Here is a 13,097-nt window from a genome sequence, read left to right as displayed (position 1 = left end):
GAGACGAGCGTCGCCAAGACAAGAGCTAAAACCGTCATCCACCCACCTACCGCACGTCGGCCTCGGCCGTTCTGCACCGGTCTTTACGCCTGGCTCCATTAGCGTTCCGACAAGGAACGCTCTCGTGGTCTGCCAGCATGACGCCCCTCGATAAACCCCTGCGCCGCGAAGTCCAGATCGGCGATGAGTCCTACACCCTGACCCTCGACCCCGGGGGTCTGAAGCTGGTGCGTAAAGGCCACCGGAAGGGCCTGGATCTGCGCTGGGAAGACCTGGTCAGCGGCGATGCGGCCCTCGCGGCCGCCCTGCAGGCGTCGCTGGAAGCGCCCTGATTCCAGGGTGCTGAAACGCCAGATCCCTCCAGAATCGCGGAAGGGATCTCATTTCACCTGCGATAGGAATCACACTTTTTCCCCGTTTTGTCTCTCCTACAAGAGGCGAATGCGAGCGGCGCTTACCTCACGCTCCTTGAACGAATGAGGTCAAAACGAAAGATACGTTGCAGTACTGTTTACGTTCTGTTAAGTATTTGTGCAGCGCACCAGCCCTCTGGCACGCAAGGAGAACCAACCGGATGAGCACGTAACGAGAACGACCCAACCACAACCAGACTGCAAGGTGCATGCATGAACGACCGCATTGGCAAGTGTGTTCACGCTCCGAAAGCAATTTCGCCATTGGCATCTTCAGTAAAGGCGGCACTGGCCGCCGCACTGCTGGTCACCAGTTCCGTCGCGGTGGCACAGAACAGCGACAATGCTTCGACCAACCCGGAAACCGCGACCCTCGATACGGTTTCAGTACTCGGCAGCCGCACCAAGCCCCGCACCGTTTCCTCGTCGGCCGTGCCGATCGACATCATCAGCGGCGAAGAATTCCGCAACCAGGGCGCCACCGACGCGCTCGACCAGCTCAAAGTGCTGGTCCCCTCGTTCAATGTCAGCACCATTCCCATCGATGACGCGGCCAGCCTGATCCGCCCGGCGAACCTGCGTGGCCTGCCACCGGACAACACCCTGCTGCTGGTCAACGGCAAGCGCTTCCACCGCGCGGCGGTCATTACCTTCCTGGGCCATGGCCTGTCCGATGGCGCACAGGGCCCCGACCTTTCCGTGTTTCCCTCGCTGGCGCTGGAACAGGTGGACGTGCTGCGCGACGGCGCCGCCGCCCAGTACGGTTCGGATGCCATTGCCGGCGTCATCAACTTCGGCCTGAAGAAGCTGCGCGAAGGCGGCACCGCCGAAGTGTTCACCGGCCAGTACTACAAAGGCGACGGGCTGACCACGCAGTATTCCGCGCAGATCGGCCTGCCGCTGACCGAGCGCGGCTTTGCCACCCTCACCGCCGAATGGCGCAAGGCCGAGGACACCTCGCGCAGCGTTCAGCGCGACGACGCAGCTGCGGCCATCGCCGCCGGCTACCCGGGCGTGGGCGATCCGGCGCAGGTGTGGGGCTCGCCCAAGGTCGACGACGACCTGAAGCTGGTCGCCAACCTGGGCCTCACCACCGACGCCGTGGACTTCTACCTGTTCGGCAACTACGCCAAGCGCGACGTGGACGGCGGCTTCTACTTCCGCGACCCCACCGCACGCTCGGGTGTGTACTCCAACGACGGTGGCGAGACACTGCTGGTAGGCAACCTCACCGGCGTGGGCGCCTGCCCCACCATCGCGCTGCGCGATGGCGCCGGCAACCTGCTGCCCTACAGCGGCGTGGGCGCTGCCGTGGCCGCACTGCCGGCCAACTGCTACACCTTCCTGTCCAGCCTGCCCGGCGGCTTCACCCCGCGCTTTGGCGGCAAGCTGGAAGACAGCTCGATCTTCGCCGGCGCCAAGGGCAACCTGGGCGAGTGGTACTGGGACGTGAGCGGCTCCTGGGGCCGCAACGATATCGAGTTCATCATCTACAACACCGTCAACGCCTCGCTGGGTCCGGACCAGCCTGATGGCCTGTACTTCCGTCCGGGTGGCAACACGCAGACCGAGAAGAGCTTCAATGTCGATGTGACGCGTGACATCGCCGCCAGCTTCACCACCCAGCCGCTCCGCTTGGCGGCTGGTGCCGAGTGGCGCGAAGAAAGCTTCAAGATCAGCCCCGGCGATGGCCCGTCCACTGCCATCGGCCCGCTCACCGAGCAAGGCTTCGCTCTGGGTTCCAACGGCTTCAACGGCTTCAGCACGCGTACCGCCGGTACCTTTGACCGCCGCAACTGGGCCGCCTATGCGGACCTGGAAGCACAGGTCACCGAACGCCTGCTGCTGGCCGGCGCCGTGCGCTTTGAAGACTACGATTCGTTCGGCAGCACCACCAACGGCAAGGTCACCGCACGCTTCGACTTCAACGAGCACTTCGCGCTGCGCGGCGCGTACAACACCGGCTTCCGCGCGCCCACGCCGGGCCAGGCCAACATCAGCCAGATCAGCACCGTGTTCGGCGGTACCGCACTGGAAGACATCGCCACCCTGCCGCCGACCAATCCCATCGCACAGCTCAAGGGCGCAAAGCCACTGACGCCGGAAGAATCGAAGAATCTTTCCCTGGGTGCGGTATGGACCGAAGGCGACTGGCTGCTCACCCTGGATGGCTACCAGATCAAGGTGGAAGACCGCATCGCGCTGAGTACCAGTTTCGCGGTGACCCCGGAAGAACGCGCGGCACTGGTGGCCGGCGGCAACCCGGAAGCGGCCTCGATCTCGCAGGTGACCTACTTCGGCAACGCGTTCGACACCACCACCACCGGCGTGGACCTGGTGACCAGCTACAAGAGCGATCACTTCGGTGGCACCACCACCTACTCGCTGGCCGCCAACTGGAACAAGACCGAGGTGGACCGCTTCAACCCGGACTTCATCGACGAAGCGCGCGTGTACAAGCTGGAGAAATCACTGCCCAAGACCAAGGGCTACTTCAGCGTCCACCACCAGCGGCAGATCTTCAACGCCAACCTGCGCTTCAACTACTACAGCTCCTGGTATGAAGACCACCTGGACAGCGGCGTGATCTCGGCGGCCGATGGCGGCCTGCCGATCTACGGCGGCAGCGCATTGATCGTGGATGCCGAAGTGGGCTGGAAGTTCGATTCGGGCCTGTACTTCAGCCTGGGCGCGCAGAACCTGTTCGACCGCACCCCGGCCAAGAACCCGTGGTCCGGCGTGGCCGGCGCGGAGTACCCGGTGCATTCGCCGTATGGCTTCAACGGCGGGTTCTATTACGCGCGGGTGGGTTGGAAGTTCTGAGACAGGGAAGCTGGCATGCGGTGGCGGCCGTCAAGGAGCCACCGCGTGCCGTTCACCCGCCCTGCTCGAAGGCCTTGGGCCGCCATAGCCTGAGCGCCAGCAGCTCAATGCCCAGCAACACATAGGTCGCCAGCAACACCGATGGTGCCCAGAGCACCGCGAAGACCATCCACTGGAAGCTCCAGTCATGGGCGTAGATCTCGGTGCCAGGTTCGGGTGGCGCCGCCATCCATTGACGGCGTTGCAGCCAGAAGACAAGCGCAGACACTGCTACGGCGAGCACGATCTGCAGCGCACCCCATCTCCAATATTTCCTGATCACTTCATCCATGTAGTGAACCCTCCGTGTGCCTATGCGCGGCCTTTTCTCTTGTGGGCCAGCACCCACTCTCTCAGGACAGAATCCATCCTGGTCTGCCAGCCAGCGCCCGTCTCTCGGAACGCCTCCAATACGTCCGGCGAAAGGCGAATGGTGATTCGCTCTTTGGTCTGTACTGCTTTGGGACGACCACGCAACTTGCGCTGCAGCGTCTCCGGCAGAGCATCAAACTTTACCGCGCGACTGCTATCGGCTGCAGACCATTCCGGGTTTTCCAGGTCAGGGGCCTCGGCACCCATCTGCCTTTTCATACTGTCTCGCCTCCCGCTCGTTGGCCTTGCGGAAACTGATCACCCGAATACCGTGCAACGTTTCGGTGAACACCAGAACGTGTAGACGCTTGCCAACCCATCCCAAGCCACGGTGACGCACCTCTCCGTAGTCCTTTCGCTCGTCCACGGTAAACAACGCCGTTTGAAAATCGAACGCGCGCGCAAGCTCAAAAGAGAGACCGCGCTCAACTACATTGCGAGCGCTTTTGGCGGCGTCATAGGTCAGTTCGAATTTATTTATTGTATGCACAATAAATGTTCCCGCGCAAGTCCATGCTGAGCCGTACCTCCCGCCCTCGGAACGCAAAGTGCCACCCCGCCGTTGCCGGCGGGGTGGCTGCGCGTTTGGTGATCACGTGCGCTTGCGTGAATCAGGCTGCGAGCAGGGTGTCCTGTTCGCTCTGATCGTAGTAATCAGCATTGGCGATTACAGTTTTTGCGCCGATTACGTCGGTCGCCTCTCGGGCTGTCCACATTGACTGCTCGCCACGTCGAAACCAGTGCAGCCCCTTCAGCTGGGCACCACGACGGATGCACAAGTGGTGGAGCTGGCGGGAATCGAACCCGCGTCCGCAACGCATCCTCTCTGCTTCATACAGCCATAACCCGTTGCCAACGACTGCATTCGGGGTTTCTCGCCACACACGGCGAGGGCACATTGAAACGCCACAGGAGGCAAGCGGCTTTCAGGATTCGCTCACTTCCCAAGCTGCCTGAGCTTTCGCAGGAAGTAGTGCGCCGGCAGATGCCGCACCCAGCGCGGCTGCAGCCAATACAGACGCGGTGCCCAGCGACGAAAGCGCTGCCAGCGCTTCTCGTCTGCCGGCGTCCATGGCAATGCGAACATCTGCCTCAGATGCGGCGGCAACATCGCCCGCGTCACGAACGCCTGCAGCGGCAGCGCTGGGCGCAGGTACCACGGCGCACCGTTGCCAAGCACGGCATGCAGGTAGCTGCGCACTTCCTCGTCCACGCGCAGGGCTGATTGGCGGCTCTCCCACCAGGCATCGAAGGCATCGGCCGTGGGCGGCCACTGCTCGTCCGCCACCTGCAGGGTGCGCCCAAACGTCCACGCCTGGCGGTACAACGGTTCACGACTGCTTTCCGGTACCGGGCCAACGAACAGTTCGTACATCTCCAGGCCGCCGCGGTAGAGCGTTGCCGCAACCCACAACTGCAGGTCGCGGTCGAATGCACTGTAGCCCTCGCCCTGCACGGGCACATGCGCGCGATTGACATGGCGGGCGATGGTGGCCCGGTCCTCATCCGTACCCAGCGACACCGCGTAGATGTAGCTCATGGTCGCCCGTAGCCTTGAGAACGGCCGGCTCAATGTCTGGCTGTGGCGGGCCACACCGCGTCCTACGCCGGGGTCGGCAAGCTGCCACGCGACCGCCGCGCCTGCACCGAAGAAGATGTAGGACTCGATGTTGATATCGGCCAGGCGGACAGGTGTGGGATTGGGCATGGGCCCAGTCTAGACACGCGCGTGTGGCCTCGCCGTCACCGGTATCTCGCCGGCATTGCTGCCTGATCGTCAACAGTGTGAGCCCTTGCGCGGATCTACTGGACACGCGCCTGCTTCCCTAGGCTGATCCTGCACGGCGCCCCTGCCGTGGATCCCGCCAAGGAGATTTCCTCATGTTCACCCTGGAAAACACCGTAGCCCCGCCCCCGCCTGCCCTCGACGAACTGGTCCCCTCACGTTACGCGCTCAAGGTGGGCGATATCGACGTGCTGGTGGTCAGCGATGGCGTGCTGCCGTTGCCCACCCAGATGCTCGGCCACAACGTCTCCGCCGCCGAGCGCGCGCCGTGGTTCAAAGAGATGTATCTGCCACCGGATGCGCTGGACTGGGCCTTGAACGTGATGGTGGTGCGTAGTGGGGACCGGAACATCCTGATCGACGCCGGCCTGGGCATGGACCCTGACCTGAACCTGCCGCGCGCTGGCCAGCTGATCCGTCGCCTGGGCGCTGCCGGCATCGACCTTCGCGAGATCACCGACGTGGTGATCACCCACCTGCACATGGACCACATCGGTGGCCTGCTGGTGGACGGCGTAAAGGAGCAGCTGCACCCCGAGCTGCGCATCCACGTGGCTGCGGCCGAAGTGGACTTCTGGAAGGCGCCCGACTTCATCCGCACCAACATGCCGCCGGGCTTCCCGGATGCGCTGCGCGCCACCGCAACCCACTTCCTCGCCGAGTACGGCAGCTACGTGCGCACCTTTGAAGATGTGCACGAGATTGCACCCGGCGTCATCGCGCACCGCACCGGCGGCCACACGCCCGGCCACAGCGTGGTGCGCCTGAGCTCGAACGGCGAAGCCCTGACCTTTGCCGGTGACGCCATCTTCGCGGTCGGTTTCGAGCAACCGAACTGGCACAACGGGTTCGAACACGATCCGGAAGGCGCCGCGCAGGTGCGTATCACTCTGCTCAAGGAACTGGCCGGTACCGGCGAGATGCTGGTGGCCACCCACTTGCCGTTCCCGTCGGTCGGCCGCGTCTCCGCGGACGGCGACGTGTTCCGCTGGGTGCCGGTGTTCTGGGACTTCTGAGTTCGTTGACTGTTTTTACCCTCCCCCTTCCCCCTGCTGGAGACCACAGCATGAACACGATCACCCGTACCTTGGCCGCCACAGCGTTGGCACTTGGCGTCCAAGCCAGCGCTACCGCGCAGGCCGCCGAGCCGCCGCGCACCAGCGCCCCCACCGCCATTGCCCACACCCCCAGCACCATCACCACCGCCGATGGCGTGCAGCTGTACTACAAGGACTGGGGCCCGAAGGATGGCCCGGTGGTGACCTTCAGCCACGGCTGGCCACTGGATTCGGACAGCTGGGACGCGCAGATGATGTTCCTGGCCAACCACGGCTACCGCGTGGTGGCCCATGACCGTCGCGGTCATGGCCGTTCCAGCCAGCCGTGGGACGGCAACGACATGGACCACTATGCCGACGACCTGGCAACGGTGATCAACACACTGGATCTGAAGGACATCACGGTGGTCGGCTTCTCGACCGGTGGCGGTGAAGTGGCGCGTTACATCGGCCGCCATGGCACCGGCCGGGTCAAGAAAGCCGTGTTGATCAGCGCGGTGCCGCCCTTCATGCTCAAGACCGCCGACAATCCCGGCGGCGTACCGGTCGAGGTCTTTGACGGCCTGCGCAAGGGCCAGCTTGAGAACCGCGCGCAGCTGTTCAGCGACGTGGCAAGCGGTCCGTTCTATGGCTACAACCGTCCCGGCGCCAAGCCCAACCAAGCGCTGATCGACTCCTGGCGTGCGCAGGGCATGCTGGGCGGCATCAAGAACACGTATGACTCGGTCGCCGCGTTTTCGGCCACCGATTTCCGCGAGGACCTGAAGCGGTTCAACGTCCCGACGCTGATCATCCATGGCGATGACGACCAGGTGGTGCCGATCGATGTCGGCGGCCGCATGTCGGCCAAGCAGATCAAAGGCGCCAAGCTGATCGTGTACCCGGGCGCGCCGCATGGGCTGACCGAGACGCACAAGGACCGGGTCAACCAGGATCTGCTGGCGTTCCTGCAGCAGAAGTGACTCCGCGCCGGACCGTTGGTCCGGTGTCAGTCACCGGGGCGGCGCTCCCTCGCCGCCTCGTCCCTCATCAGCTCCTCGCGCTGTGCCTTGTGCCAGGCCTCGCCAGCTGCGCGTGCCTTTGCATCCTCCGCGCGGTTGTGGCGATCGATTTCCTGGTACTCCGCCCACAGCTCCGGCGTTATCGTCTTGAGCTGGTTGTCGGGCCGAAGGGTTATCGATGCCTGCGGGGCCAAAGAAACGGAAAAGTTGTCGAACAACCAATGCTGCCGCGCTTGCGCCGATGCATTGAGCAGCTCGGGTTCGGCAAACTTCGCCATGGGCAACGCCTGCTCGGCAAGCGTCTGCCCAGAGGAGATCCCGGCGAGCTTCACGATCAGGCGCTCACGGTCCTTCTGCTCCTGATACAGCGCAACGACATCCCCCTCGATCCACAGCGGATACCAGTACCCCGCCAGTGGATGAACCTGGAAGGGCTGTTCGCGGATCAGCAGCAGATTGCTGGATTCGTCGAACAGCGCCCGCCACCCGGGGGGCGCTGTTCGTGTTCCGCAGTCAATGCTGCCCTTGCTGATCGTCTCCAACGCGGCCACCGCGCCCTTGACGGCAAGCCGTGTTGACCAGCACTGCCGTCCGTCCCGGGTCATGGACGCCAGCAAGACGGAGTTCGGGTCGAGGGCAATGGCCTCGGTATGCACGATTGTTTCGTTGGCGGCATCCGGGTCGCGCAACAGGGTGGCAAAGCCGGTGTCGGAGAGCTTTTCGCCGTCAAGGTAGAGAACGTAGGTAGTGTGGCGCCGATACGCGCTGATGTTGATGTCCAACGTACTTTCGGTCACCGCCACCACCTTCAGCGGCCCCGATGAAAACACCTGCTCCCGGCTGGTTCTTCCACATCCGGTGAGAAGGAGCGAGGCAACCGCAAGCAGCGCGACCGAGCGTGAGGGAAAAGCGCGTCTGGTGCTCATGGCACTCCGGTGCTGGCTGTAGGGGTTGGATCGTCACTGCGCAGATCGCGATCCAGCAGGCAGTCAATGAAGGCACGAAGCGCGGGAAGAAGATAGCGCCTGCTGGAGTAGTAAAGGAACAGGCCGGGCACGGTCGGCGACCAGTCGGCGAGTACGCGCTTCAGCCGCCCATCCTGCAGGGCTTCTGCGATGCCGTCGTCGTTGTAGGCATACAGGATGCCGAGCCCCTGCAGCGCGGCGGGCACGATGATGTCCTGGTGGTTGGAGATCACCGTCCCCTCGCCGAAGTACTCGACGGCCTTCCCCTTCTTCCGGAACTCCCAGCCGGCCAGCTTTCCGCTGCCCGGGAAGCGCCAGTTGATGCAGGCGTGCTGGCTCAGGTCCGTTGGGGTTCCGGGTTCACCGAACCTTGCAAGATAGTCGGGCGATGCCACCGCCAGCAGTTCGATGTCCGGGGTGAGCCGCACGGCCACCATGTCCTTCTGCAGGCGGCCGCCCACGCGGATGCCGGCGTCGAATCCCTCACCGGCGATGTCGCTCAGGCCGTCGTCGATCACGATGTCGAGCACTACCTCGGGATGCGCCTGCGCGAAACGACCCAGGCGTGGCGCGATGACCTTCTTCGCCGCCATGCTCAGCGTGTTGATCCGCAACGTGCCCGCCGCACGCGCATTGGCGCCTACCGCCTGCGCAACGGCGTCGTCCATGTCGCGCAGCATGGGGGCAATGCGCTCATGCAGGCGGCGCCCGGGTTCGGTGGGCGACACGCTGCGGGTGGTGCGGTTCAACAGCCGAACGCCCAAGCGCGCTTCGAGCTGGCGGATGACCTGGCTGAGCGCGGACGGCGACAGCCCCAGGTGATCGGCCGCGCGGGCGAAGCTGGACCGCTCCACCACGGCCACGAAGGCCTTGAGTTCCGCAAATTCAGAGCCGCGCATTATGCACCGTTTTCTTCATGGCCTGATTCGATCATAGGCGATTCTCTTCGCTATGAGGAAAGCTCAACCTTGCTCCACACCCACTGGAGCATTGCCATGAAAGATCTGAACCTGCCCGAGCCGATAGCCGCCTACTTCCAAGCCGACAGCCAGGGCGCGGCGGCCGTGGCCCGCTGCTTTACCCGCGACGGGGTGGTCCTGGACGAGGGCCATAGCCATGCCGGGCCTGCTGCCATCGAGGCGTGGAAGACCGATGCCTCCACCCGCTACAGCTACACCGCCACGCCGCATACGCTGGAACACCTTGGCCGCAGCTACCAGGTCACCAGCACCGTGTCGGGCGACTTCCCCGGTAGCCCCTTGGACCTGCGCTACGCCTTCACCCTGGAGCGCGGGAAGATCGCCCGGCTGGAGATCGGGGCATGAACTTCGATCTGGAACTGACCGGGAAGCGCGTGCTGGTGACCGGCGGCACGCGCGGGCTGGGCGCGGCGGTGGTCGAGCTGCTGGCGGGGTTGGGTGCACGTGTGGTGGCAACAGCGCGCACCTCGCCGCACGCCCCCATCAAAGGTGTGCACTACATGGAAGCAGATCTTGCCAGCGCCGAAGGCGCCCGCCGGGCCGGCGAGGCAACCCTGCATCACCTCGGCGGCATCGACGTGCTGATCAACGTGGTGGGCGGCTCATCGGCACCTGCCGGCGGGTTCGCTGCGCTGGACGATGCGGAGTGGGCCCGAGCGCTCGACCTCAACCTGATGCCTGCCGTGCGGCTGGATCGCGCTCTGCTGCCGATGATGATCGCGCAGGGATCCGGCGTGATCCTTCATGTCACCTCGATCCAGCGCAGCCTGCCGCTGCCCGAGGCGACCACCGCCTATGCCGCCGCCAAGGCCGCCTTGTCCACCTACAGCAAAGCGCTCTCCAAGGAAGTCACGCCGAAGGGCGTGCGGGTGGTGCGGGTCGCGCCGGGCTGGATTGAAACCGAAGCCTCCGTCGCCTTCGTCGAACGTATCGCGGCCGAAGCACAGACCGATTACGAAGGCGGCAGGAAGCGGGTCATGGACGGTCTGGGCGGCATCCCGCTCGGGCGACCGGCGCAGCCGGGTGAAGTGGCCGACCTCATCGCGTTCCTGGTCTCGCCACGCGCGGCATCGGTTTCGGGCACGGAGTACACCATCGACGGCGGGACGGTGCCAACGGTGTGAGGTACGCAGACCCGGTCGATTTGGACGCCTGATCAAGTTATCAGGACTTTATGCGACCGATCGTTCGGCTATGGCCGGCAAAGTACATCTGCCGGCCAACGCCGCCACCGCAACCCCACCGTCCCGAGGAGTCGTCCATGTTCAAGCTCATCCCTGCAGTGTTCGCGGTTGCCCTGGCGGCCGCTCTCTCCCCCGCCCAGGCCAGCGATGCCTTGCGCGGCCAACCGGTGCACAACGTCGTGCTGGTGCATGGCGCCTTCGCCGATGGCAGCGGCTGGCGTGGGGTGTATGACGACCTCACCGCGCGTGGCTACCACGTGTCGATCGTGCAGAACCCGCTGACCTCGCTCGCTGACGATGTGAAGGCCACCCAACGCGTGCTGGATCGTCAGGATGGGCCGGCCATTCTGGTGGGGCATTCGTGGGGCGGCACGGTGATCACCGAGGCGGGTGTACACGACAAGGTGGCCGGACTGGTCTACGTGTCGGCGCTGGCGCCGGATGCGGGCGAGACCACGGCGCAGCTCTATACCGGCTTTGCGCCCACGCCTGAGTTCGTGATCGAGACTGGAAGCGACGGTTTTGGCTTCATCAAGCCCGACACGTTCAAGGCTGGGTTTGCGCATGACACCACGGATGCGGACGCGGCGTTCCTGCGCGATTCGCAGGTGCCGATCAACATGTCAGCGTTTGGCACCACCCTGACACACGCAGCCTGGCGCACCAAGCCGAGCTGGGCGGTGATCGCCACTGAAGACAAAGCGTTTGATCAGGCGATGCTGATCCACATGGCCGAGCGCATCAAGGCGCGCATCACCAAGGTGCCGGCGAGCCATGCGGTCTTCATGACCCAGCCGAAGGTGGTGGCCGATACGATTGATCGTGCAGCCAAGGAAGCCGGGAAGAAGAACAAGTAAGCCGGTCACGACCATCGGTTGTGAGGCACCGGTAGCGCCGGACCGTTGGTCCGGCGTTCGACGCCGATGCACTTCTCTGCAATCTGCAGGTAACCGGTAGCGGTCACAGAACCGCCTGCATCAACGGTGATACGTTCCTCCGTCCACGCCACAGGCAGACCGGCCTTGGTGGCCTCATGCCTTCGATAGGCACTCAACGGATGAGAGGACACACACACCTGCCATGGGCGATATGACGCAGTTCCGGATTACCTACGACGGCCCCGCGCTGGCCACGCATGAGATGGATGCCAAGGAACTGGCACCTGCGCTCATGGCCATGGCCGACCTTCTCGAATCAAGCGTGCGCGCACTTCATGGAGATCGCGCCAAGGCGCAGATCAACGTAAAAGGTTCGTTCAAAACCGGCAGCTTCAATGTCGACTTCACGACAGCGCTCAACTTCCTGAAGGCCGCAAAGGACATCTTCTCCGGCGATGGCATGGGTGCCATCGCGAATGCGACAGCGGTGCTTACCGCGCTGGGCCTTACCGCCAGGGCCGGGTACAAAGGCCTTGCCCAGGTCCTCGCGTGGCTTCGAGGCCGCAGCGTGACGCATGTTCAGATGAAAGAGGATGGAAACGTCACGCTCTTCTCGGAGTCGGACACGCTGGACGTCGAATCCGAGGTACTGGTGCTACTGAGCGACGTCTCCGTTCGCCAGGCGTTCGACAGGGTGCTTGCCCCGTTGGATCGCGAAGGTATCGACACGTTTGCTGCAGGCGATCAATCCTCCTTCGCATTGATCATCAGAGGGGATGAACGCCACTTCTTTTCCACACCCGCTGATCAAGACATACCGCTTCTCGATGACACCAGGAAAATGGCGCTCTCGATCGTGTCGCTCGCCTTCAAAGACGAAAACAAGTGGCGGCTCTCGGATGGCAACGCCACGATCAACGCCAGAATCTCCGACGCTGAGTTCCTGCTGGGCGTGAACGCCAACACGATCTCCTTCAGCAAGGGAGATGTCCTGATCTGCGAGGTTCGAGTCACCCAATGGCAAACCCAATCGGGTGCAAAGACTGACTACGAGGTGGTAAAGGTGGTCGACCATCTGCGTGCAGCCAGGCAGATCGCCTTCCCAGGCATGCGCCGGTCGCCCCCACCCGCCAACACCCCCCGGTAGGGCCGGACCGTTGGTCCGGCCGCATCGGGTCTAGCTCGGCTTCTTGGGACCATCCCGCCGGAACAGCTCCCACTCATCGATCCGGTCGCCGTTCGGCAAGTGGCAGATACCCCGCTCGTTGCCATCGCGGTCCTTCTCGATCATGACCTTGCCACCGCGCTTCACGCAGTACTCGGACGCCGGGTTTGCCATGCCAACAGGAACGCCATTCTCGCGTGCCTCCTGATTCTGCTGGGAACACCCCGCCGCTCCGGCTACCGCGATGGCGGCAACGAACACGGCAACGTTGATGCGAAGCATGAGCCTTCTCCGGAACTGCCCTATTGGACCAGGGCAGTGTGGAACCGGACTTGTGAACGTCCTGTAGCAGCAATACCGGTAGCGGGGGGGGGGGGGGGGGGGGGCGGGGGGCCGGCGCCCCCCCCCCGCCCGGCCGGGGGGGTCTGAGAAA

Annotated in this window: 15 protein-coding genes; 8 read left to right on the top strand and 7 right to left on the bottom strand. The window is 64.0% G+C overall.

The annotated features are described in order from the left end of the window. Positions 1-137: 137 nt before the first annotated feature. Together QMX79_RS07510 and QMX79_RS07505 are read left to right on the top strand one after the other, a co-directional pair. On the top strand, positions 138-332 hold the full coding sequence (locus tag QMX79_RS07510) for a hypothetical protein (protein ID WP_282245910.1): 195 nt from the start codon (positions 138-140) through the stop codon (positions 330-332). A 345-nt stretch (positions 333-677) separates the two neighbouring features. Next, on the top strand, positions 678-3,236 hold the full coding sequence (locus tag QMX79_RS07505) for a TonB-dependent receptor (protein WP_282245908.1): 2,559 nt from the start codon (positions 678-680) through the stop codon (positions 3,234-3,236). Between the two features lie 52 nt (positions 3,237-3,288). Here QMX79_RS07505 and QMX79_RS07500 read toward each other — a convergent pair whose 3' ends face one another. From QMX79_RS07500 to QMX79_RS07485, 4 genes are all read right to left on the bottom strand, one after another. After that, the gene (locus tag QMX79_RS07500) at positions 3,289-3,567 is read right to left on the bottom strand and encodes a hypothetical protein (protein WP_282245906.1); all 279 of its coding nucleotides are present in this window, start codon (positions 3,565-3,567) and stop codon (positions 3,289-3,291) included. 20 nt (positions 3,568-3,587) lie between these two features. Beyond that, positions 3,588-3,866 (bottom strand): BrnA antitoxin family protein, encoded by a 279-nt coding sequence (locus QMX79_RS07495; RefSeq protein ID WP_282245904.1) that lies wholly within the window; start codon positions 3,864-3,866, stop codon positions 3,588-3,590. After that, entirely contained in the window at positions 3,835-4,137 is a 303-nt protein-coding gene (locus tag QMX79_RS07490; RefSeq protein ID WP_282245902.1) for a BrnT family toxin, read from the bottom strand. The genes QMX79_RS07495 and QMX79_RS07490 overlap by 32 nt, the downstream gene beginning before the upstream one ends. 447 nt (positions 4,138-4,584) lie before the next feature. Beyond that, positions 4,585-5,355: an oxygenase MpaB family protein gene (locus QMX79_RS07485; RefSeq protein WP_282245901.1), complete on the bottom strand. Its 771-nt coding sequence runs from the start codon at positions 5,353-5,355 to the stop codon at positions 4,585-4,587. 173 nt (positions 5,356-5,528) lie between these two features. On the opposite strand from QMX79_RS07485, the gene QMX79_RS07480 reads away from it, so the two are divergent. Both QMX79_RS07480 and QMX79_RS07475 read left to right on the top strand, forming a co-directional pair. Beyond that, a complete protein-coding gene (locus tag QMX79_RS07480; RefSeq protein WP_282245900.1) occupies positions 5,529-6,449 on the top strand; it encodes an MBL fold metallo-hydrolase in 921 nt (306 codons plus the stop codon). 50 nt (positions 6,450-6,499) lie between these two features. Continuing rightward, positions 6,500-7,453: an alpha/beta hydrolase gene (locus tag QMX79_RS07475; RefSeq protein WP_282245899.1), complete on the top strand. Its 954-nt coding sequence runs from the start codon at positions 6,500-6,502 to the stop codon at positions 7,451-7,453. A 26-nt stretch (positions 7,454-7,479) separates the two neighbouring features. On the opposite strand, the gene QMX79_RS07470 is transcribed toward QMX79_RS07475, so the two are convergent. Continuing rightward, complete coding sequence (locus QMX79_RS07470) at positions 7,480-8,418, bottom strand: hypothetical protein (protein ID WP_282245898.1); 939 nt, start codon at positions 8,416-8,418, stop codon at positions 7,480-7,482. Then, positions 8,415-9,356: a LysR family transcriptional regulator gene (locus QMX79_RS07465; protein ID WP_282245897.1), complete on the bottom strand. Its 942-nt coding sequence runs from the start codon at positions 9,354-9,356 to the stop codon at positions 8,415-8,417. Before QMX79_RS07465 ends, QMX79_RS07470 begins: the two co-directional genes overlap by 4 nt. Before the next feature lie 96 nt (positions 9,357-9,452). Here QMX79_RS07465 and QMX79_RS07460 point away from each other — a divergent pair, with 96 nt between their 5' ends. The 4 genes from QMX79_RS07460 (at position 9,453) to QMX79_RS07445 (ending at position 12,646) form a co-directional block, all read left to right on the top strand. Further along, positions 9,453-9,782, top strand: coding sequence for a nuclear transport factor 2 family protein (locus tag QMX79_RS07460; RefSeq protein WP_282245895.1), 330 nt, complete (start codon positions 9,453-9,455; stop codon positions 9,780-9,782). Continuing rightward, the gene (locus tag QMX79_RS07455; RefSeq protein WP_282245893.1) at positions 9,779-10,561 is read left to right on the top strand and encodes an SDR family oxidoreductase; all 783 of its coding nucleotides are present in this window, start codon (positions 9,779-9,781) and stop codon (positions 10,559-10,561) included. The genes QMX79_RS07460 and QMX79_RS07455 overlap by 4 nt, the downstream gene beginning before the upstream one ends. Positions 10,562-10,611: 50 nt before the next feature. Then, entirely contained in the window at positions 10,612-11,478 is an 867-nt protein-coding gene (locus QMX79_RS07450; RefSeq protein WP_282245891.1) for an alpha/beta hydrolase, read from the top strand. A 223-nt stretch (positions 11,479-11,701) separates the two neighbouring features. Further along, the gene (locus QMX79_RS07445; protein ID WP_282245889.1) at positions 11,702-12,646 is read left to right on the top strand and encodes a hypothetical protein; all 945 of its coding nucleotides are present in this window, start codon (positions 11,702-11,704) and stop codon (positions 12,644-12,646) included. Positions 12,647-12,676: 30 nt separating this feature from the next. Here QMX79_RS07445 and QMX79_RS07440 read toward each other — a convergent pair whose 3' ends face one another. Then, complete coding sequence (locus QMX79_RS07440; RefSeq protein WP_282245887.1) at positions 12,677-12,946, bottom strand: DUF333 domain-containing protein; 270 nt, start codon at positions 12,944-12,946, stop codon at positions 12,677-12,679. Positions 12,947-13,097: the final 151 nt, after the last annotated feature.

Origin of the sequence: Stenotrophomonas sp. PS02300, assembly GCF_029959395.1 — a bacterium.
Lineage (GTDB): Bacteria > Pseudomonadota > Gammaproteobacteria > Xanthomonadales > Xanthomonadaceae > Stenotrophomonas > Stenotrophomonas maltophilia_AD.
The sequence above is the reverse complement of the archived record's forward strand: the minus strand, read 5'-3'. Positions and strand labels throughout refer to the sequence as shown.

Excerpts from the sequence above, each read along its gene's own strand:
- QMX79_RS07510 (WP_282245910.1), top strand. The coding sequence starts at position 138 with ATGACGCCCCTCGATAAACCCCTGCGCCGCGAAGTCCAGATCGGCGAT.
- QMX79_RS07440 (WP_282245887.1), bottom strand. The coding sequence starts at position 12,946 with ATGCTTCGCATCAACGTTGCCGTGTTCGTTGCCGCCATCGCGGTAGCC.
- QMX79_RS07465 (WP_282245897.1), bottom strand. The coding sequence starts at position 9,356 with ATGCGCGGCTCTGAATTTGCGGAACTCAAGGCCTTCGTGGCCGTGGTG.
- QMX79_RS07445 (WP_282245889.1), top strand. The coding sequence starts at position 11,702 with ATGGGCGATATGACGCAGTTCCGGATTACCTACGACGGCCCCGCGCTG.
- QMX79_RS07460 (WP_282245895.1), top strand. The coding sequence starts at position 9,453 with ATGAAAGATCTGAACCTGCCCGAGCCGATAGCCGCCTACTTCCAAGCC.
- QMX79_RS07480 (WP_282245900.1), top strand. The coding sequence starts at position 5,529 with ATGTTCACCCTGGAAAACACCGTAGCCCCGCCCCCGCCTGCCCTCGAC.
- QMX79_RS07470 (WP_282245898.1), bottom strand. The coding sequence starts at position 8,418 with ATGAGCACCAGACGCGCTTTTCCCTCACGCTCGGTCGCGCTGCTTGCG.
- QMX79_RS07495 (WP_282245904.1), bottom strand. The coding sequence starts at position 3,866 with ATGAAAAGGCAGATGGGTGCCGAGGCCCCTGACCTGGAAAACCCGGAA.
- QMX79_RS07485 (WP_282245901.1), bottom strand. The coding sequence starts at position 5,355 with ATGCCCAATCCCACACCTGTCCGCCTGGCCGATATCAACATCGAGTCC.
- QMX79_RS07500 (WP_282245906.1), bottom strand. The coding sequence starts at position 3,567 with ATGGATGAAGTGATCAGGAAATATTGGAGATGGGGTGCGCTGCAGATC.
- QMX79_RS07475 (WP_282245899.1), top strand. The coding sequence starts at position 6,500 with ATGAACACGATCACCCGTACCTTGGCCGCCACAGCGTTGGCACTTGGC.
- QMX79_RS07455 (WP_282245893.1), top strand. The coding sequence starts at position 9,779 with ATGAACTTCGATCTGGAACTGACCGGGAAGCGCGTGCTGGTGACCGGC.
- QMX79_RS07450 (WP_282245891.1), top strand. The coding sequence starts at position 10,612 with ATGCGACCGATCGTTCGGCTATGGCCGGCAAAGTACATCTGCCGGCCA.